15 protein-coding genes and 1 pseudogene are annotated in these 19653 nt (G+C 71.5%); 11 read left to right on the top strand and 5 right to left on the bottom strand.

What is annotated here, in order from left to right:
* The first annotated feature begins 26 nt into the window (after window positions 1–26).
* From C3481_RS12555 to C3481_RS12520, 8 genes are all read left to right on the top strand, one after another.
* On the top strand, window positions 27–1520 hold the full coding sequence (locus C3481_RS12555; protein WP_103842624.1) for a sugar ABC transporter ATP-binding protein: 1494 nt from the start codon (window positions 27–29) through the stop codon (window positions 1518–1520).
* Window positions 1517–2488, top strand: a complete 972-nt coding sequence (locus C3481_RS12550) for an ABC transporter permease (protein WP_103842622.1) — start codon at window positions 1517–1519, stop codon at window positions 2486–2488. The genes C3481_RS12555 and C3481_RS12550 overlap by 4 nt, the downstream gene beginning before the upstream one ends.
* Complete coding sequence (locus C3481_RS12545) at window positions 2485–3555, top strand: ABC transporter permease (RefSeq protein WP_103842620.1); 1071 nt, start codon at window positions 2485–2487, stop codon at window positions 3553–3555. The genes C3481_RS12550 and C3481_RS12545 overlap by 4 nt, the downstream gene beginning before the upstream one ends.
* On the top strand, window positions 3548–4420 hold the full coding sequence (lsrF, locus tag C3481_RS12540; protein ID WP_103842618.1) for a 3-hydroxy-5-phosphonooxypentane-2,4-dione thiolase: 873 nt from the start codon (window positions 3548–3550) through the stop codon (window positions 4418–4420). The genes C3481_RS12545 and lsrF overlap by 8 nt, the downstream gene beginning before the upstream one ends.
* Before the next feature lie 47 nt (window positions 4421–4467).
* Complete coding sequence (locus C3481_RS12535; protein WP_103842616.1) at window positions 4468–6120, top strand: glycerol-3-phosphate dehydrogenase/oxidase; 1653 nt, start codon at window positions 4468–4470, stop codon at window positions 6118–6120.
* 17 nt (window positions 6121–6137) lie between these two features.
* Complete coding sequence (locus tag C3481_RS12530; RefSeq protein ID WP_023953646.1) at window positions 6138–7628, top strand: FGGY-family carbohydrate kinase; 1491 nt, start codon at window positions 6138–6140, stop codon at window positions 7626–7628.
* The gene (locus C3481_RS12525) at window positions 7625–9604 is read left to right on the top strand and encodes an SDR family NAD(P)-dependent oxidoreductase (protein WP_103842614.1); all 1980 of its coding nucleotides are present in this window, start codon (window positions 7625–7627) and stop codon (window positions 9602–9604) included. The genes C3481_RS12530 and C3481_RS12525 overlap by 4 nt, the downstream gene beginning before the upstream one ends.
* Before the next feature lie 184 nt (window positions 9605–9788).
* Window positions 9789–10355: a manganese efflux pump MntP family protein gene (locus C3481_RS12520; RefSeq protein WP_023953644.1), complete on the top strand. Its 567-nt coding sequence runs from the start codon at window positions 9789–9791 to the stop codon at window positions 10353–10355.
* A 145-nt stretch (window positions 10356–10500) separates the two neighbouring features.
* Here the strand turns inward: C3481_RS12520 and C3481_RS16805 are convergent.
* From C3481_RS16805 to C3481_RS12500, 4 genes and pseudogenes are all read right to left on the bottom strand, one after another.
* Window positions 10501–10686, bottom strand: a pseudogene (locus C3481_RS16805) (DUF4287 domain-containing protein); the annotation flags it as partial.
* 108 nt (window positions 10687–10794) lie between these two features.
* Window positions 10795–12141, bottom strand: a complete 1347-nt coding sequence (locus tag C3481_RS12510) for a dihydrolipoamide acetyltransferase family protein (protein WP_023953642.1) — start codon at window positions 12139–12141, stop codon at window positions 10795–10797.
* 31 nt (window positions 12142–12172) lie between these two features.
* On the bottom strand, window positions 12173–13153 hold the full coding sequence (locus C3481_RS12505; RefSeq protein ID WP_064955857.1) for an alpha-ketoacid dehydrogenase subunit beta: 981 nt from the start codon (window positions 13151–13153) through the stop codon (window positions 12173–12175).
* Window positions 13150–14283, bottom strand: coding sequence for a thiamine pyrophosphate-dependent dehydrogenase E1 component subunit alpha (locus tag C3481_RS12500; protein WP_071918925.1), 1134 nt, complete (start codon window positions 14281–14283; stop codon window positions 13150–13152). The genes C3481_RS12505 and C3481_RS12500 overlap by 4 nt, the downstream gene beginning before the upstream one ends.
* 251 nt (window positions 14284–14534) lie before the next feature.
* Here C3481_RS12500 and C3481_RS12495 point away from each other — a divergent pair, with 251 nt between their 5' ends.
* On the top strand, window positions 14535–14981 hold the full coding sequence (locus C3481_RS12495; protein ID WP_103842610.1) for an SRPBCC family protein: 447 nt from the start codon (window positions 14535–14537) through the stop codon (window positions 14979–14981).
* 148 nt (window positions 14982–15129) lie between these two features.
* Here C3481_RS12495 and C3481_RS12490 read toward each other — a convergent pair whose 3' ends face one another.
* On the bottom strand, window positions 15130–16725 hold the full coding sequence (locus C3481_RS12490; RefSeq protein ID WP_103842608.1) for an alpha-amylase family glycosyl hydrolase: 1596 nt from the start codon (window positions 16723–16725) through the stop codon (window positions 15130–15132).
* Between the two features lie 156 nt (window positions 16726–16881).
* Here C3481_RS12490 and C3481_RS12485 point away from each other — a divergent pair, with 156 nt between their 5' ends.
* Window positions 16882–17892, top strand: coding sequence for a LacI family DNA-binding transcriptional regulator (locus C3481_RS12485; RefSeq protein ID WP_103842606.1), 1011 nt, complete (start codon window positions 16882–16884; stop codon window positions 17890–17892).
* Window positions 17893–17945: 53 nt separating this feature from the next.
* A complete protein-coding gene (locus tag C3481_RS12480; protein WP_146053650.1) occupies window positions 17946–19652 on the top strand; it encodes an ABC transporter substrate-binding protein in 1707 nt (568 codons plus the stop codon).
* Window position 19653 lies beyond the last annotated feature (1 nt).

Raw genomic sequence — 19653 nt, 5'->3', positions numbered from 1 at the left:
CCGACCAGCTCGAACCAGGAGACCCGATGACAACCCTGTCGCACACCCCCGCGACCACCCCCTCGGACGTGGCGCTCGTCACGGCCGAGGCGGTCGCCAAACGATACGGAAACACGACGGCACTGGCCGGGATAGACATCTCGGTCGCCGCCGGCGAGATCCTGGGCCTGGTCGGCCACAACGGCGCCGGCAAGAGCACCCTCATGCGGGTGCTCGCCGGACGCGAGCAGCCCGACGCCGGCAGTATCCGCTGGCGGACGGGCGGCGCGACCGCGAAGCCCGGCACCGAGCAGCCCGGCGTCCGGATGATCTACCAGGAGCTCGCCCTCTGCCCCGACCTCACCGTCGCCGAGAACATCGCGCTCTCGGACGCCGGCACCCGCGGGGCAGGCTGGAACCGTCGCGCCGAGCGGCGCGTGTCACGGAAGCTCGACGAGATCTTCCCCGGACACGGTGTCTCGGTACTGCGGCGGGCCGGCGACCTCACGATGGCGCAGCGGCAGATGGTCGAGATCGTGCGCGCTCTGTGCACGCCGTCGCTGTCGCTGCTGATCCTCGACGAGCCGACCGAATCGCTCAGTATCAACGCGACCCGCCAGCTCTACGCGGCGCTCCGCAGCCTCGCCGACGAGGGCGTCGGAATGGTCCTCATCTCGCACCGGATGCAGGAGGTGCTGGCCCACGCCGACCGCATCGCCGTCATGAAGGACGGCCGCGTCGTCGAGGTCGTCGCGGCGAGGGATACCGACGAGGACGCGCTGCTGGCGGCCATGGGCGGCGAGGTCCACGCCGACACGGCGACGGTGCGCCGGGTGAGCGCCGCGAGCGCTCCGCCGGAGATCGACGCGCGGGGCACCGTCGCCCGCATCGACGGCGGCGACGTGCCGTTCTCGGTCTCACCCGGCGAGATCGTCGGCCTCGCCGGGCTCGCCGGCCACGGCCAGGACGAGCTGCTGCACCGCCTCTGGAGCAACGCGCGCGGCGTCCGCGTCGTGCGCGGCCGCGCCTACGTGCCCGGTGACCGGCAGACCAGCGGCATCTTCTCGCTCTGGAACGTCGCCGACAACCTCACCGTCTCCGCCACCCGTCATCTCGCGACGGTGGGAATCGTTCCGCCCGCGCGGCGACGACGGCTCGCCGAGGAATGGGTGCAGCGCCTGAACGTCAAGGGCGGTGCCCGGGCCCCGATCACGTCGCTGTCGGGCGGGAACCAGCAGAAGGTCATCGTCGCGCGGGCGTTCGCGACCGACGCCCCTCTCGTCCTGCTGGACGACCCCTTCCGGGGCGTCGATGTCACGACGAAGAACGAGCTGTACGCCCTCATGCGCGTCGAGGCGGCACGCGGCCGCTCGATCGTCTGGTACTCCACCGAGAACGGCGAGATGGCCCACTGCGACCGCGTCTACGTCTTCCGCTCCGGACGCGTCGTGAGCGAGCTCTCCGGCGACGACATCACCGACGAGCGCATCATCGCCGACTCCTTCGGAGTCGACGCCGAGACAGTCCAGGAGGACCGATGACCACCGACGTGCTCGCCCCGCCCACCGCCCCGCAGCGCCTGCGCGCCTCGGCCGTCAACGGGTCGCCCGCGCTCCTCGCCCTCGTCGCGCTCATCGCGATCTTCGCACTGACCGCGGCTCTGCAGCCCGGAATCCTCAGCGTGCCCGGTCTCACCCTGATGCTCATGTCGTCCGTCCCGCTCGTGCTCGCCGCCCAAGCCCAGATGATCATGATGGCCGTCGGTGACATCGACCTGAGCGTCGGATACCTCGTCGGGCTCATCACGGTGATCGCCGCGACGCTCCTGCGGGAGAGCCCCGCGCTCGCGATCGCCATGATCGCCGGCATCCTCGCCGTCTACGCCCTCCTCGCGTGGGTGGTGCAGCGCCGCGGGGTGCCCTCGATCATCCTGACGCTGGGCATGTCGTTCGTGTGGCTGGGCATCGGCCTGCAGATCCGGCCGACCCCCGGCGGCCAGACCCCCGACTGGCTCTCGGCCCTGTCGACCTGGCGGCCGACCTGGTTCCCGGCGCCCCTCATCTTCATCGCCGCGGCGACGGCGCTGGGCTGGTGGATCACCCGACGCTCGCTCGCGGGGGCACGCATGCGCGCGCTCGGCTCGCAGGCCGCGACGCTCGAGAAGACGGGCGCCTCGCTCGTCGCGACCCGGGCGACCGCGTACGTCGCGGCAGCCGCGCTGCTCGTCGTCTCGGGCCTGCTGCTCGCCTCGCAGACCTGGTCGGGCGACATCAACGCCGCCGGCGAGTACACCCTCATGACGATCGCCGCGGTGATCCTCGGCGGCGGCACGTTCTCGGGCGGCCGGGCGCTGCCGATCGGGACGACGCTCGGCGCGATCACCCTCGGCCTCATCACCGTGCTGCTCAGCCTCATCAACCTTCCGTCCGCCCTGCAATCGGCCGCACAAGGCGTCATCGTCATCGCCGTGCTCGCGGGCCGCATGATCACCGAGAGGATCGCGCGATGACCTCCGCTTCCATCCCGCTCCCGGCGCTCCGCCGCGGACCCGCCTGGCCCGCCTGGGGCTGGTCGCTTCTCGGCGTGCTCGCCGTGTGGGCGGTCATCATCGCCGTGCGGCCCGTATCTCCCCTCGACCCGATGGCCCAGGCCCTCTCGCTCGCGCCGTTCCTCGTGCTGGTCGCCCTCGGGCAGATGCTCGTCATCACCCTCGGCCCGGGCAACATCGACGTCTCGGTCGGCACCGTCATCTCGATGGCCTCGTACGTCTCGGTCGGCGTGGGCGCGACAGCGGGGCCCGTGATCGGGCTCGCCGCCGGCGCCGGCTCCGGGCTCGCCGCCGGCGCGGTCAGCGTCGCCGCGATCCTCCTCCTGCGGGTGCCCCCGATCATCGCGACCCTGGCGACGAGCCTCATCGTCACCTCCGCGACGCTTCTGCTGGCGGATGCCGCTCGCGGCGGCGCCGACGCGGGCCTGCGAGCCTTCGTCACGGCCAAGGCGTTCGGCATCCCCGTCATCGCGCTCGTCGTCGCGGCCATGACCGTGATCGTCTGGCTCGCCCTGACGCGGACCCGTGTCGGTGTGGCCGTCATCGCGGTGGGCCAGAGCGTTCGTGCGGCCGAGCGGGCGGGCCTGCCGGTGGCGGGCGTGACCGTCACCGCCTACCTCGTCTCGGCGTGCCTCGCCGGACTCGTCGGGGGCCTGCTCGCCGCCTTCATCTCCCCGAGCACCGTGCTCGGCAGCTCGTACATGCTCGACTCGATCGCCGTCGTCGTGATCGGCGGCACCCTCATCTCGGGAGGCCGCCCCGTGCCGGCCGGCGCCTGGACCGGCGCCCTGTTCTTCGTGCTGCTGTCGGGACTGCTCAATCTCGTGGGGTGGTCGGTCGGCGCCCAGAACGTCCTCAAGGGCGTGCTCGTCGTCCTCGTGGTCGTGATCGCGTCCGCCGCGACCGGAACCGGCCGCAGCTCCCTGCGCCGACTCCGCGCGAACCTGCAGCGCCCCACCCCTGCCCCCTCGGCCCGACGCGCCGACACCGACCCCACCCCGAAGAACAAGGAGAACATCCATGGCTGACCTCGACGACCTGCGTGAGGGAACCGACTACTCCGGCCCCGCCGCGGCCGGCACCGGCTACCCCATCAAGGGCCAAGCAGGCCAGGACTGGGGGATGCGCGCGCGGATGTCACGCGTGTTCGACCCCCGCGACGGCAAGACCGTGATGCTCGCGTTCGATCACGGCTACTTCCAGGGGCCGACGTCGGGACTCGAGCGGCTCGATCGCTCGATCCTCCCGCTGGTCCCCCAGGCCGATGCCCTGATGTGCACGCGCGGCGCCCTGCGCACGACCATCCCGCCGCACTCCGCGAAGGGCATCGTGCTCCGCGCCTCGGGCGGACCGAGCGTGCTCAAGGAGCTCTCCGACGAGGAGGTCGCCGTCTCGATCGACGACGCCGTGCGACTGGATGCCGCGGCGCTCGCGGTGCAGGTCTTCATCGGCGGCGACAACGAGACGAAGTCGGTGCGCAACATGACGACCCTCGTCGACGCGGGCCAGGCCACCGGCATCCCGGTCCTGGCCGTCACCGCGGTCGGCCGCGACATGGTGCGCGACGCCCGCTACTTCCGGCTCGCGACGCGGATCAGCGCCGAGCTCGGCGCCGCGTTCGTGAAGACGTACTACGTCGAGGAGGGCTTCGAGACGATCACGAGCGCGTGCCCCGTCCCGATCGTCATCGCCGGCGGCAAGAAGGTCGAGGAGCGCGAGGCCCTGCGGGTCGCATCGCGCGCCATGGCCGAGGGCGCGGCGGGCGTCGACATGGGACGCAACGTCTTCCAGTCGGAGCACCCGGCCGCCATGCTCGCGGCCGTCCGCGGCGTCGTGCACGACAGCCTCAGCGCCGACGACGCCTTCGATCTCTTCCAGACCCTCTCCCACTGAACCCTCTCGGGGCGCCCACGGGCGCCCCGAGACCAGAAGGATGCAGCATGCCCTCGCTTCGTACCCATGCCGAGCCGACCTCGGCCGACGTCGTCGTCATCGGCGCCGGGATCAACGGCCTCGCCATCGCCCGTGAGGCCGCCGGCCGCGGCCTCCACGTCGTCGTCATCGACCGTGACGACATCGCCGCCCGCACGTCGGCGATCTCGACCCGTCTCATCCACGGCGGCCTGAAGTACCTCGAGCGCGTGGAGATCCCGCTCGTGCTCGAGTCGATCCGCGAGCGCAACATCCTGCTGCGCACGGCGCCGCATCTCGTGCGCCCGTACCCCATGCTCATCCCCTTCTCGCGGGGCGCCTCGCGGCCCGGATGGCTGCTGTCGTGCGGGCTGCTGCTGCACGACATCCTGTCGCTGGGCAAGAAGCTGCCGCGCAACCGCATCGTCTTCTCGCGGCGACTCGCCCGCGAGTGGCCCTCGGTGGCCGCGGGCGGCGTGAAGTGGGGCGGCGTCTTCCAGGACGCGCACGTGCCGGTGACCGAGCGCTTCGGCATCGAGCTCGCCATCGACGCGGCCAACCACGGCGCGACCGTGCTCACCCACACCCCCGTCACCGACCTGATCCGCGAGAACGGACGCATCGCCGGCGTCCGGTACCTCGACCGCGAGGACGGACGCGAGCGGACGCTGCGCGCCCCCGTGGTCGTCAACTGCGCCGGCCCCTGGGTCGACGCGGTGCTCGATCTGCAGGGCGACCACCCCCGCCGGATCGGGCCGACGAAGGGAAGCCACCTCGTCGTCGACGCCTTCCCCGGCGCGCCCGACACGTGCATCTTCTTCGAGTCGCCCGACGACGGCCGGCCCATGTTCGTGCTGCCGTGGTGGGACGGCAAGTACATGATCGGCACCACCGACCTGCCCTACGACGGGTCGATCGACGAGATCATCGTCGACGACGACGAGGTCGACTACCTGCTCCGGGCCGTCAACGACCTCATCCCGGCAGCGGGGCTGCGCCGCGACGCCGTGCTCTGGTCGTTCTCGGGGGTGCGCCCCCTCCCCTACGTCGCCGATCTCAGCGACCCGGCCTCGGTCAGCCGCGACAGCGAGATCGTCGTGCACACGGGCGAGGCCGCGGGGCTCCTCACCGTCATCGGCGGCAAGTACACGACCCACCGTGCCCTCGGCGAGCAGGCGCTGCGGCGCATCGAGACGGCACTCGGCCTCGGCCGTCGCCGCTCCGCGACCCGGACGGCCCGGTTCCCCGGCGCACCCGCGGGCGATCACGGACGCTTCGTCGCCGACAGCGTCGCCCGCAGCGTCCTTCCCGAGCGCAGCGCCCGCCGTCTCGCCGACCTGTACGGAACCCTCAGCCGCCCGATCGAGATGCTCGCGGCATCCGATCCGTCGCTGGCAGAGGTCATCGACGACGACAGCGGCGCGATCGCGGCGGAGGTCGTGTTCGCCGTCCGCGAGGAAGGCGCCCACACGCTCGAGGACGTCCTGATCCGCCGCACCGCGATCGCGCTGAACAGCGACGTGGGCCTCGGCTGCGCGCCCCGCGCGGCAGACGTGCTCGTCGCGCACGGCGACTGGAGCGCCGAGCGCGCGGATGCCGAGCTGGCGCGATACCGTGAAGCCGCTCGGCGCTTCGCACCCCGAACCCTGCGCCCGGCACCCGCTCAGCCGACGGCCGCCTGAGCGAGAAACGAGGATCGATGAAGATCTGCGTCATCGGCATCGACGTGGGCCTCACGTCTGCCAAAGCAGCGGCGTTCGACGACGCCGGGCGGGAGATCCGCACGGTCTCGGCGCCGAACCCCCGCGTCGCGGTCTCGCGCGAGCGGCAGGAGATCGCGATGGACACGCTGTGGGACGTCGTGGCCGACGTCCTGCGCGACCTGACCGCGTGGCTCGCGGCCGACGGATGGACCGTCTCGGCCGTCGGCGCGACCGGTCACGGCAACGGCCTGTACCTCGTCGACGAGCAGCTGCGGCCGGTGCGGCCCGCCATCGCCTCGACCGACAGCCGGGCCGAGCACGTCGTCGCGGCGCTCGACCCCGCGGCGGTCGAGCGGATGCGGCTGCTCACCGGGTCGCTTCCGTGGGCCGCGCAGCCCGGCGTGCTCCTGCGGTGGCTGCTCGACAACGAGCCGGAATCGCTCGACCGGGCCCGCTGGGCGCTGACCTGCAAGGACTGGATCACCGCGTGCCTCACCGGCGTCGCGAGCGCCGACACATCCGACTCGTCGGGGTGCGGGCTGGTCAACCTGCGGGCGCGGGAGTACGAGCCCGAGGTCTTCGACATGCTCGGCCTGCCCCGCGAGCTCCAGCGCATCCTGCCGCCCCTGCACGCGAGCGACGAGGTCGTCGGGACGATAAGCGCCGAGGCCGCCGCGCGCTCCGGCCTGACCGCGGGCATCCCCGTCGTCGCCGGGTGCATGGACTGCGTCGCGAGCCCGCTGGGGGCGGGCTCCACCGACCTCGGCGACGTGACGGTGATCGTGGGAACGTGGGCGATCAACGCGGTCGTCGTGCCGACGGATGCCGTCCCCCCGCGCGTCACCATCAACGCGCTGCTCCCCGATCCCCGCCTCATGCTGGCCATGGAGGTCGCACCGACGTCCGCGGCGAGCATCGAGTGGGCGTCCGGACTGCTCGGCGCGCGAGCCACTCTTCCGCTGACGCCGCGCGATCTGCTCGAGGCCGCGCACGGCGCACCCCCGCTGGCCGACGGGCTGCTCTTCCTGCCGTTCATCCACGGCGCACCCGAGCACCTCGGCGCCTCCGGAACGTTCGTCGGGATCAAGGGCAGCCACGGCTACCCGCACGTCGCCCGCGCGGTCGCCGAGGGCATCACGCAGTACCACCGCGTGCAGATCGAGAAGGTCGTCGCGACGGGCGCTGTCGTCACCGACGCCCCGTGGACACTCGCCGGCGGCGGGGCGAAGAACCCGCAGTGGGCGCAGATGTTCGCCGACGTCATCGGGCACGCGATGCGCCGGCAGCTCGGCACCGAGCTGGGCGCCCGGGGCGTCGCCTCGCTCGCGGCACGCGGTGTCGGCGTCGACATGACCCCGTGGGGCGTCGAGCCCGACCCCGCGCTCGTCGTGCAACCGGGCATCTGCCGCACCGCGTATCAGCAGCAGGCCGCTCGCTTCGACCGGGTCGTCTCGTCGATGACGAGCGTCTGGGAGGCCTACGCATGACCCCGTCACCGGAGGTGTCGGCCGCGCTCGACGACATCGTGCGCGTCAGCCGCGCGCTCGGCGGCGATCCCTCCTTCGTCCTCCACGGCGGCGGGAACACCTCGATCACCGCGCGGGGCGAGGACGTCACGGGCGAACCCGTGGACCTCGTCCTCGTCAAGGGCAGCGGGTGGGACCTCGCCACGATCGAGCCCGCGGGATTCGCGCCGCTGCGCCGCGAACGGCTCGAAGCCCTGCTGCGCCTGCCGCACCTCGACGACCCGACGATGGTGAACGAGCTGCGCCAGGCCTCCCTCGACGCGTCGGCGCCGACGGCCTCGATCGAGGCGCTGCTGCACGCGCACCTCCCCGGACGCGTCGCACTCCACTCCCACGCCGATGCGATCGTCGCCGTGACCGATCGCGACGTGTCCGACGTTGAGATCGCGTCGGCGCTCGGCCCGCGGGTCGCCGTTCTGCCCTACGTGATGCCCGGATTCCCGCTCGCCCGCCTCGTGGCCGACACCGACCTGAGCGGTGTCGACGCGCTCGTGCTGCGCAACCACGGCCTGTTCACCTTCGGCGACGACCCCGACGCGGTGCTCGCGCGCCATCGCGAGATCGTCGCCCGCGCGGCCGAGGTCTCGGGGATCGTCGCCCCCGAGACGAATGCCGGTGAAACGGGTGCCGGTGAAACGGATGCCGGTGAAACGGGTGCCGGTGAGGGCGGCATCCCGTCTCGGGGCACCATCGAGGCCATCGCGAATCTGCGCGCCGACATCGCGCGGGCCGCGGGCCGGCCCCTGCTGCTGCGGCAGAGCCGATCGCACCGTGCCGCCGCGTTCGCTGCGCGCCCCGACGTCAGCGCGGCCACGACCCGCGGAACCGCGACCCCCGAGCACGTCATCTACACGAAGCGTCATCCGCTCGTCGGGCGCGATGTCGCCGCCTACGCGAGCGCCTACCGGGCCTACGTCGAGCGCCATCGGCAGCGCCAGACGGGGCCGGTGACTCCCCTCGACCCCGCTCCCCGCGTCGTGCTCGACCCGGAGCTCGGGATGCTGACGGCGGGCGACACCGTGCGGGATGTCGGCGTCGCGGCCGATATCGCGGAGCACACGATCGCCGTCATCCAAGCCGCCGACGCGATCGGCGGCTACCGATCGCTCGACGAGGCGCAGAGCTTCGACATCGAGTACTGGTCTCTCGAGCAGGCCAAGCTCGCGGGCCGCCGCCGTGCGCCGCTCGCGGGCGAGGTCGCCATCGTGACGGGCGCCGCCTCGGGCATCGGCCGGGCCGTCGCCGAGCGACTCCTCGCCGATGGCGCCGCCGTCGTCGGGGTCGACCTCGACCCGGGCGTGCGGCACGCCTTCGCCGGTGACGTCTGGCGCGGTGTCGTCGGCGACGTCGCCGACCCGGCGGTCATCGAGCGCACCCTCGACGAGGCGGTCCGCACCTACGGCGGCGTCGACATGCTCGTCGTCGCCGCGGGGATCTTCCCCCGCAGCCAGTCCATCGCCGACCTCGACGACGCGACGTGGGAGCGCGCCCTGCGCGTCAACGCCACCGCCCCGCTCCGCCTGATGCGCGCGGCTCATCCTCACCTCGCGCTCTCGCCGCGGGGCGGGCGGGTCGTGCTCGTCTCGACGAAGAACGTCGTCGCCCCGGGACCGGGCGTCGCCGCCTATTCGGCGAGCAAGACGGCGGCGGCACAGCTCGCACGGGTCGCCGCCCTCGAGTGGGCCGCCGACGGCATCCGCGTGAACCAGGTCGAGCCGGATGCGGTCTTCGACACCGCGATCTGGACGCCCGAGCTGCTCGCGCAACGCGCTGCCAGCTACGGGCTGTCCATCGAGGAGTACCGCACGCGGAACCTCCTGCGCATCGAGGTCAGGAGCGCCATGGTGGCCGAGGCCGTCGCCGTGTTCTGCGAGCAGCTGCCGGCGACGACCGGCGCGCACCTCAGCGTCGACGGAGGGAACGACCGGGTGATCTGACGGCCGCAGGAAGCGCGCGCGATTTCGGGCGACCGAACGATTCGCTCGCCCGAAATGCTGTCAATCAGGGCTTTTCGTCATTCTCGAGGGCCGGCGACTGGCAAGCTCGAGAGCGGCCGATCTCCGTTCGACGGCGCCCGGGACGATCGCCCGCCATCCCGTCATCCCGCTTCGAGGAGGAGCCATGTCGCCCTGGGCGCTGTTCATCCTGGCCGTCGGCGTCTCCGCCGATGCGTTCGCCGTGGCCCTCGGAAAAGGTCTGCAGCTGCGCGCCCACGTCGTGCGCGGCGCCCTCCTCATCGCCGGCGCCTTCGGTCTCGCGCAGGCCGTCATGCCACTGATCGGCTGGCTGCTCGGCAGCACCTTCGCGGAGGCGATCGCGCCGTTCGACCACTGGATCGCCTTCGGCCTGCTCGCCGCCATCGGCGCGAAGATGCTGTGGGAGGCGTTCCGCCCCGACGATGACGACGCGGATGCGGCATCCGGCCTGTCCGCCCGCGAGATCGTGCTGCTCGCCCTTGCGACGAGCATCGACGCCCTGGCCGTCGGACTGTCGTTCGCCTTCCTCGACGTGCCGCTGTGGATCGCGGTCGTCTCGATCGGCCTCGTCACGTTCGCCCTGTCGTTCGTCGCCGTGCTGATCGGCCACCGCATCGGCACGCGCTGGCGCAAGCCCGCCGAGATCATCGGCGGCATCGTGCTCATCGGCATCGGCACGCAGATCCTCATCGAGCACCTGGTCGCCGGCTGATCCCGCCGTGCTGTCCGCGCTCGCGAACCTCGGAGGATCGCGCCGATCTCGGACGCATGGGCGCGAACAGTCCGAGCTTCGCGACATGCTCCGAAGGACGGATGCCGCGGATGCCGCGGCTCAGCCGGCGCGCTTCGACCTTCGCATAGGCGACGACCGCGTTCGCGTGGCCGTGCCCCAACCCGTGCTCGGTCTTGAGCGACTCGACGACCTGCATGTGCGTGGATCCCGACGCGAGCTGGTCGGCCGCGATGTCGAGCCAGTGCTGGACCGGCAGTCCGTAGGTCTTCTCGATGCTCGGGAAGTACGACGCGGGCCCCTTCTCACTCATGCGCCGAGGCTACTCCCCCGCCCGCCGCCGAGACCATACCGTCGCGGCGAGAACGTACCGCGCACGGTACGACCTCACGACGACGGTGCGTTCTCGAGAGCGATCAGCTCAGTCGAGCAGCAGCGCGGGCTCCTCCAAGACGGATGCCACGTCGGCGATGAACCGGCTCATGCCGTCGCCGTCCACGACGCGATGGTCGAACGAGCCCGACACCGTCGTGACGAAGCGAGGACGCACCTCGCCGTCGACGACCCACGGCTTCTGCCGTATCGTGCCCATCGCGACGATGCCCGACTCGCCGGGGTTGATGATCGGGGTGCCGGCATCCATGCCGAACACGCCGATGTTGGTGATCGTGATCGTGCCACCCTGCTGCTCGGCCGGGGCGGTCTTGCCCTCGCGCGCGGTGAGGGTCAGCTTCTCGAGTGCGCGGGCGAGACCGCGCATGTTCAAGTCCTGCGCATCCTTGATGTTCGGGACGAGCAGGCCGCGCGGCGTCGCCGCCGCGATGCCGAGGTTGACGTAGTGGCGCACCCGGATCTCCGCGCCGTTGTCGGTCTCGACCCAGGCGGCGTTCACCATCGGGGTGCGGCGGACCGCCCACACGACCGCGCGCGCCATGATCAGCAGCGGCGAGACCTTGATGTCGGCGAAGTCGGGCGAGGCCTTCATCCGCTTGACGAGCTCCATCGTGCGCGTCGCGTCGACGTCGGTCCACACCGACACGTGCGGCGCGGTGTGGGCGGAGTCGACCATGTGCTTGGCCGTGACCTTCCGCACACCCTTGACGGGGATCGTCTCCTCGCGGTCGTCGGCGGGTCCGGCCGACACGACGGCCGGCGGCACGGGGATCGTCTGCTCGCGCACCTCGGGTCGGGCGGGCGTCTGAAGGTTCCGGAAGACGGATGCCTGCGACGCGTGGTTCACGACATCCTCGCGCGTCACCTCACCCGCGGCGCCCGTCGGCGTGACCGAGGCGAGGTCGACGCCGAGGTCGCGCGCCAGCTTGCGGATCGGCGGCTTCGCCACGACGCCCACGGCCGCGCGAACGGGCGGCTCGGCGGGCTTGCGGCGGCGCGACTGCACCTGTCCGGCCCCGCCGTATCCGACGAGCACCGAGCCGCTCTCCTCCGACGCGTCGCCGGCGGCGGCCGGCTTCTCGGCGGGCTTCTGACCGTGCTCGGAGTTGCCGCTCGCGGCATCCGCTTCCGCCGCGGCACCGGCGATGGTGATGATCGCGGCCCCCACCTCGACCGTCGTCCCCTCGTCGACGAGCAGCTCGCCGACCGTGCCCGAGAACGGCGACGGCAGCTCGACGAGCGACTTCGCGGTCTCGATCTCGACGAGGACGTCGTTGACGGCGACCTCGTCGCCCGCGGCGACGCGCCACTGCACGATCTCGGCCTCGGTGAGGCCTTCGCCGACGTCCGGCAGGTGGAAGGTCTGGGTGCTCATGAGGGAATCCTCTCGCAGGCGCGTCGGATGGTCAGTAGGCGAGGGCGCGATCGACGGCCTCGAGGATGCGGTCGGCGTCGGGCAGGTACGCGCCCTCGAGCTTCGCCGCGGGGAACGGGACGTCGAAGCCCGACACCCGCAGCACGGGAGCCTCGAGCGAGAAGAACGCCTGCTCTGTCACCGTCGCCGCGATCTCGGAGCCCAGCGACGTGAAGCCGGGGGCCTCCTGGCCGTAGACCATGCGCCCGGTGCGGCGCACCGACTCGACGATCGGGCCGTAGTCGACCGGCGACAGCGACCGCAGGTCGACGACCTCGCACGAGACGCCCTCGCTCTCGGCGAGCGCGGCGGCCTGCAGCAGCACCGTCACCATCGCGCCGTGTCCGACGAGCGTGACGTCGGTGCCGCGGCGGACGATACGCGAGGCGTGAAGCGGCAGGGCACGTGCGGCGAGGTCGACCTCGCCCTTGGTCCAATAGCGCGACTTCGGCTCGAGGAACACGATGGGGTCGTTCGAGGCGATCGCGTCCTGGATCATCCAGTAGGCGTCGTTCGGCGTCGACGGCGAGACGACCCGCAGGCCGGCGGTGTGCGTGAAGTACGCCTCGGGGCTCTCCTGGTGGTGCTCGACCGCGCCGATGTGCCCGCCGTAAGGGATCCGGATGACGACGGGGAACGACATCCGTCCCTCGTGCCGGTTCGTCAGCTTCGCGAGCTGCGTGGTGATCTGATCGAAGGCGGGGAAGACGAATCCGTCGAACTGGATCTCGCACACCGGGCGGAAGCCGGCCATCGCGAGTCCGATCGCGGTGCCGACGATGCCCGACTCGGCGAGGGGCGTGTCGAGCACGCGCCGGTCGCCGAACTCGGCCTGCAGCCCCTCGGTGACGCGGAACACGCCGCCGAGACGGCCGATGTCCTCACCCATCATGAGGACATGGTCGTCCTGCTGCATCGCCGCGCGCATGCCCGCGTTGAGAGCCTTGCTGAACGGCAGCGTCTCGATGCTCATGCGCGTCCCTCCTCGAAGGATGCCTCGTAGTCGGCGAGCCACTTCCGCTGCCGGTCGACGAGCGGATGCTGCTCGCTGTAGACGTGCGCGAACATGCTGTCGGCCTCGGGGGCGGTGAGCTGGTTCGTGCGGACCCGGACGTCGTCGGCGTAGGCCGCGGCCGCGGCATCCACGTCGTCGAAGAAGGATGCCGACGCACCGCGGCCTTCGAGATAGGCGCGCATCCGTGCGATCGGGTCGCGCTGCGCCCAGAAGGCCTCTTCGTCGCTCGTGCGGTACTTCGTGGGGTCGTCGCTCGTCGTGTGCGCGCCCATGCGGTACGTCAGCGCCTCGATGGCACGGGGCCCAGCGCCGGAGCGCGCCTCGTCGAGCGCGAGCTTGGTGACGGCATAGCTGGCGAGCACGTCGTTGCCGTCGACGCGGACCGACGGCATCCCGTAGCCGGCGCCGCGGCGCACGAGCGGGACCTTGGACTGCGTCGAGACGGGCACCGAGATCGCCCAGTGGTTGTTCTGCAGGAAGAAGACCTGCGGGGTGTTGTAGCTCGTGGCGAAGACCATCGCCTCGTGCACGTCGCCCTGGCTCGACGCGCCGTCGCCGTAGTAGACGATGACCGCTTCGTCGCGCTCGGGGTCGCCGGTGCCGGTGCGGCCGTCGAAGACCATGCCCATGCCGTAGCCCGAGGCGTGCAGCGTCTGCGAGCCGAGCACGAGCGTGTAGATGTGGGTGTTGCCGTTGCGCGGGTCGGTCGGGTCCCACCCGCCGTGCGTGAGACCGCGCATGAGTCGGATGATGTCGATCGGGTCGACGCCGCGGATCGTGCACACGACGTGCTCGCGGTATGACGGGAAGAGGTGGTCCTGGGGCCGGGCCGCCCGCGCGGATCCGACCTGCGCGGCCTCCTGCCCGAAGGACGGCGGCCACAGCGCGAGCTGCCCCTGACGCTGCAGGTTCGTCGCCTGGCGGTCGAAGGCCCGCACCGTCACCATGTCGCGGTAGAACGTCTCGAGCTCGGCGTCGCCGAGCGCCTCGATCACCGGAAGATAGCGTTCGGCTTCGGGCGACGGGTCGAGTGAGCCGTCGGCCGCGAGGACGCGGACGAGAGCGGGATCGAGTTCTGCGTCGGTCACCCTCCCACGCTAACGCCCCCGGTATGGCCCCATCTGCATGCGATCGACAACGGATGCCGCGATTCGCGGTGGGTGCGGCACAAGCCGGGCGGGGTGGCCGTGGGCGTGTTGGTGCGTGCGGGGCCCGGATGCAAGGGATCGTGGCCGACACCCCGGCCGGGCGGCATCCGCACCGGGGTGTCATGACAGATGTCTTGCATCCGGGATGCTGCGCTGCGACCGGGACGATCGCGGGATGGGAGGATCGGCGGATGACGTCGTCGTTCGAGATCGTGACCCGCGCTGCGGTGCCGGCCGACGCGCTGTTCGACGCCTCGCGTGACATCGGGGCGCACGTCGCTTCGATGCGCGGCACCGGCGAGCGCGCGATCGGTGGTGTGACGAGCGGCCTGATCGGATTGGACGAGACGGTGACGTGGCGCGCGTGGCACTTCGGCATCCCGCTCCGGATGACATCGCGGATCACCGCGCTCGAACGCCCCCACCGCTTCGTCGACGAGCAGATGACCGGGCCGTTCCGCCTCTTCCGGCACGAGCACCTCTACGTCGAACGCGACGGGACGACGATCATGACGGACCGGGTGACCCTCGCCTCGCCCGTCTTCGGCCGGGTCGCCGAACGCCTCGTGCTCGTGCCCTATCTGCGCCGTCTCCTCATCCGCCGGGCCGCGCGCCTGGTGGCCTCCGTCTCCCGCTGATCCGGCTCGTTTCGCCGCGATCGCCGCGTCGTCGAGCGGGCCCCGTTGCAAGGGTTTCTGGCCGACACCCCGCCGCGACGGCATCCATCACGGGATGTCGGCGCCGATCCCTTGCATCCACGCACGCGGCAGATCCGCCCTGCACCGCTCAGCGGGCGAGGTCGACCACGGCGGCACCGAAGGCGTCGAGCCGCAGGGTTTCGCCGTCGAGGCGCGCTCCGAACGACAGGAGAAGGATGCCGCGACAGCCGACCGCCACCTCGCACGGCCGCCCCGAGGGGTTGAGCGCGACGAGAAGCGAGCCGCCCCGCCGATAGACGAATGGGTAGCCCGTAACCTCCACCGCCGTGTCCGACCGCGCCGAGAGCCGCGGGTCTCTCCGGCGCAGCGCGATGGCCTCGCGCACGAAATGCAGGAGGGATGCCGGGTCTTCCAGCTGCTGCGCGACCGTCGGAGCGTCCGGGGCGGCGTCCACCGGCAGGTATCGCGACTCGTGCGCCCGCTGACCGAGGACCTCGTCGGCTCCCCAGGCCATCGGGGTACGCGATCCCGCCCGCTCGTAGGTCGGGCCGAGCGATGATCCCTCGAGGGGGCCGACGCCCGGCAGGTAGCGCATGCCGATCTCGTCGCCGTAGTAGATCGAGGGCATCGCCGGCCAGGTCAGCACCAGGAGGAGCGCAGCGCGGGCCTGCACGGCGTCGCGACCACCACTGACCAGACGTGTGAAGTCGTGGTTCGCCGTCGGCAGCCCGACGATCCCGCGGCTGCCGGCGGCCTCGATGGCGTCACGTGCCTCGGACCAGGCGTCGACGAAGTCTGCGGCGTCGCCCCGGCCGGCGGCATCGGCCCACGCGTCGCGCGCGGGCCACGCCTCGTGCACGGTGCCCGAGCCGTTCTCGAACAGCGACTTCAACGGCATCCCGTCGAACTCGCCGCCGAACTGCAGAAAGAAGTCGACGTCGAATCCGGCGGGCACCGCTCGCGCCGGGTCGCCCCACTCCGAGATCAGGATGCGGCCGGGGTGCGTCCGGTCGAGGCGCCGGTGCACGTCGCGCCACAGGTTCGCGGTCTCGACGTGTCCGGGGTCGTCCTTCACGAGCGAGGCAGCCATGTCGACCCGGAAGCCCGCCACCCCGCGGTCGTACCATCGGCGGATGATGTCGACGAGGGCGTCCCGGTTGCGCAACGGCCCGGGCGCGTCGACGGCCTGACGCCACGGCTCGTCCGGGTGGGGCCGCGCGTAACCGAAGTTCAGCGCGGGCTGGAAGTCGAAGAAGTTCGGCTTGTAGAACCCGCGGCCACCCCACGGCACCGGAACGAACCCGTCGGCGGAGACGGGGCTGAAGACGTACCGGTCGCCGGCCGGGTCGCCCGCGGCGCCCGCCGACAGGGCCTCGTCGAACCAGGCATGCTCGTCCGAGGTGTGGCCGGCCACGAGGTCGAGCACGATGCCGATGCCGCGCCGCTCCGCTTCCGCGAGCAGCCGGTCCATCGCCGCGTCACCGCCGTAACGGTCGGCCACGCGGTCGAAGTCGGCGACGTCGTATCCCGCGTCGCGGAACGGCGAGACGAACACGGGGTTGAGCCACACCGCGTCGACGCCGAGCCAGGCGAGGTAGTCCAGTCGGGCCGTGACGCCGTCGAGGTCGCCCATGCCGTCGCCGTCGGCGTCGGCGAAGCTCTGCGGATAGGCCTGATACAGCACGATGCGGTCGAGGCGGTCTGCCAGGGAGACGAGGGTCATGGTGCAGCTCCTTCGCGGCGTCCCTGACGACGTCCTCGACGTCAGGCTTGATGTAACCGGTTACACCGGGCTAGAGTCCCAATGTATCCGGTTACATCGCCGGATCACAGCGCGAACCCGCGCCCGACGCCCGACACGACGAAGTGAGGTGGCCCCGTGGCATCCGACTCCCCCGCCACCCGCCCGACCATCCGCGACATCGCTCGTGAGGCCGGGGTCTCGGTCGCGACCGTCTCCCGTGTCACGCACGACGACCCGCGTGTCGTGGCCGACACCAAGCGACGCGTCCAGGATGCGATCGACAGGCTGGGCTATCGACCCTCGGCCCTCGGCCGCGCCCTGTCGTATCAGCGCACGAACACCCTCGGCATCGTGCTGCCCGGACTCGGCGGGCCGTACTTCGCCCAGCTCATCGAGGGCGCGGAGTCGGTGGCGGTCGAGCGCGGCGTCGTCATCAACGTCGTCGGAACCCACCTGCGGCCCGATGCGGTGGGCGCCGTCCGCCAGCTCGCCGAGCGTACCGACGGCCTCATCATCGCCGGCGGCACCCTGCCGTCCGACGAGGTCGCCGCGCTCGCACGCTCCGGCCGCGTGATCGTCGTCGCCGGAGAGGCTGATGAGGCCGCGACGGTCGTGACTGACGGGCGCGCCGCCGCCGCCGAGCTCACCGGTCATCTCGCCGACGTGCACGGCTACCGCCGCATGCGCTTCGTCGGCGAGCCCTCGGGGTCGCCCGACACCGCGTGGCGCTACCAGGGCTTCCGCGACGCCCTCGATCAGCGCGGACTCGCCGAAGCGGGCGAGCCCGTGCGCCTCGGCCTCGACGTGCGCAGCGGCGCCGTCGCCGCTCGGATGCTGCACGACGCATCTGACCTGCCCGACGCGCTCGTCTGCGCGAACGACGAGCTCGCGATCGGCATGCTCGCGACGCTGCCGGGGCTCGGGCACCGCATCCCCGCGGATGTCGCGGTCACGGGCTTCGATGACCAGGCCCTCGCCGGCATCGCCTCCCCGCGCCTGACGACGGTGCATCAGCCGATCGCCGAGCTCGGCGCTCGCGCCGCCGCGGGAGCCCTCGGCGACGACATCCGCTCGCACACCGTCCTGGAGACCCGCCTGGTCATCCGGGAGTCGTGCGGCTGCTCGCCGGAGGGGACGCCGGACTGAGAACACGACCGGTCGACGAGCGACCGGTCTCGCAGAGGAACGAGGAGGTTCCGATGAGAAGACGCAGAACACTGGCGGCGGGAGCGCTCGCCCTGACCGCTCTGCTCACGACGTCCGCGTGCGCGAACGTGGGCCTCGAGCCCGCTCCCGAGGCGCCGCCCGGGTTCATCGACGAACTGCGGATGCCGTCGGAGGCCGGCGGCTCGGTCCAGGGGCTGCTCAACTACAACTGGCTCTCGCCCAACGCGACCGTTCAGACGTGGCTGTTCGAACCGCTCATGATCCGCGACCGGTTCACGTGCGAGGCCGTGCCGTGGCTCGCCACCGACTACGAATGGGAACGACCGGACCGCCTCGTGCTCACCCTGCGCGAGAACGTGCAGTGGAGCGACGGCGAGCCCTTCACCGCCGCCGACGTCGTGTACACCTTCATGGCCGGCAAGGAGTTCCCCGCCGCCGACAAGTCGGGCTTGTGGGGCGACTTCTTCGGTGCGCCCGCCGAGAGGGTCACGGCGACCGACGACCACACCGTCGTGTTCGAGTTCGCCGGCCCCGCGGTGCCGAAGACCGACGCGATCCTGCAGAACACCAAGATCCTCCCGCAGCACATCTACGCCGAGCACGGCGACCCGACGCTCTTCGTCGACGAGCAGGGGGTGGGCACCGGGCCCTTCACCCCCGAGTCCTACAACGGGCGCCGCCTCGTTCTCGAGCGCAACGAGAACTACTGGAACGCCGACCAGGTGCGCGTCCAGCGCCTGTCGCTCGAGGGCCAGTACGACGCGAACTCCGGCGCACTGAAGCTGCGCAGCGGCGCGCTCGACCTCTACCGCGGCGATATCCCGAACCCCAACCGCTCGGTCGTCGCCCCCGACCCCGACAACGCCCACTTCTTCTATCCGCCCGACGCCATCACGGCCCTCGTGCTGAACAACGAGCGCCCGGTGCTGAACGACCCGAGGTTCCGCGAGGCCTTCGCCTATGCCCTCGACCGCGAGGCGCTGAGCCAGCGCGCGAGCTTCGGGATCATGGAGCCGGCGAGCCAGACGATGCTGCTGCTGCCCTTCCAGGAGCAGGCCGTTCCCGAGCAGTGGCGCGGCAAGGAGTTCATCCCCTACGACCCCGAGCGCGCGAACGAGATGCTGGATGCCGCCGGCTACGAACGCGGTCCCGACGGGCGCCGCGTCGACCAGAACGGCGAGCCGCTGTCGTTCGTCTTCAGCGTGCAGGCCGGCTGGATGGACGTCATCGCCATGGCGGACGTCGTCGCCCGCAACGCCGCCGAGGTCGGCGTCTCCGTGCGCATGGTCACGACTGATCCCAACGCGATCGAGGGGATGCAGAAGGCCGGTGACTTCGACATGACGATCGACTTCATCAGCGGCGGATGCCAGCGGGCGCGCGATCTCGGGGCGAAGCTGCAGGCCTCGCAGATCTCGACCGAGCAGGAGCTGCTCCTCAACCGGGCACGCTACGTCAATCCCGAGATCGACGCCCTCATCGCCGAATGGACCACCACCACCGACGAGAGCCGCACCGCCGAGATCGAGGGTCGGATCATCGACATCTTCATGACCGAGTTCCCCTACATCGCGCTGCAGTACGCCCCGAACCGGCTGATCTACCGCACGAACAACGCCGTCGGGTGGCCGAGCGACGACAACCCCTATCCGGTCGACCAGCTCATCCGCGTCCTGCCGAACCTGCGCCCGCCGGGCGAGGCGGATGCCGGCGAGTCGGATGCCGGCGGGGAGGGCTGAG

The organism is Microbacterium sp. Ru50 (assembly GCF_002920555.1).
Lineage (GTDB): Bacteria > Actinomycetota > Actinomycetes > Actinomycetales > Microbacteriaceae > Microbacterium > Microbacterium arborescens.
This window is presented reverse-complemented; position numbering and strand designations above follow the sequence as displayed.

Bases quoted from the DNA above. Each gene is read 5' to 3' on its own strand.
- C3481_RS12555 (WP_103842624.1), top strand. From the start codon at position 27: ATGACAACCCTGTCGCACACCCCCGCGACCACCCCCTCGGACGTGGCG.
- C3481_RS12550 (WP_103842622.1), top strand. From the start codon at position 1,517: ATGACCACCGACGTGCTCGCCCCGCCCACCGCCCCGCAGCGCCTGCGC.
- C3481_RS12545 (WP_103842620.1), top strand. From the start codon at position 2,485: ATGACCTCCGCTTCCATCCCGCTCCCGGCGCTCCGCCGCGGACCCGCC.
- lsrF (WP_103842618.1), top strand. From the start codon at position 3,548: ATGGCTGACCTCGACGACCTGCGTGAGGGAACCGACTACTCCGGCCCC.
- C3481_RS12535 (WP_103842616.1), top strand. From the start codon at position 4,468: ATGCCCTCGCTTCGTACCCATGCCGAGCCGACCTCGGCCGACGTCGTC.
- C3481_RS12530 (WP_023953646.1), top strand. From the start codon at position 6,138: ATGAAGATCTGCGTCATCGGCATCGACGTGGGCCTCACGTCTGCCAAA.
- C3481_RS12525 (WP_103842614.1), top strand. From the start codon at position 7,625: ATGACCCCGTCACCGGAGGTGTCGGCCGCGCTCGACGACATCGTGCGC.
- C3481_RS12520 (WP_023953644.1), top strand. From the start codon at position 9,789: ATGTCGCCCTGGGCGCTGTTCATCCTGGCCGTCGGCGTCTCCGCCGAT.
- C3481_RS12510 (WP_023953642.1), bottom strand. From the start codon at position 12,141: ATGAGCACCCAGACCTTCCACCTGCCGGACGTCGGCGAAGGCCTCACC.
- C3481_RS12505 (WP_064955857.1), bottom strand. From the start codon at position 13,153: ATGAGCATCGAGACGCTGCCGTTCAGCAAGGCTCTCAACGCGGGCATG.
- C3481_RS12495 (WP_103842610.1), top strand. From the start codon at position 14,535: ATGACGTCGTCGTTCGAGATCGTGACCCGCGCTGCGGTGCCGGCCGAC.
- C3481_RS12490 (WP_103842608.1), bottom strand. From the start codon at position 16,725: ATGACCCTCGTCTCCCTGGCAGACCGCCTCGACCGCATCGTGCTGTAT.
- C3481_RS12480 (WP_146053650.1), top strand. From the start codon at position 17,946: ATGAGAAGACGCAGAACACTGGCGGCGGGAGCGCTCGCCCTGACCGCT.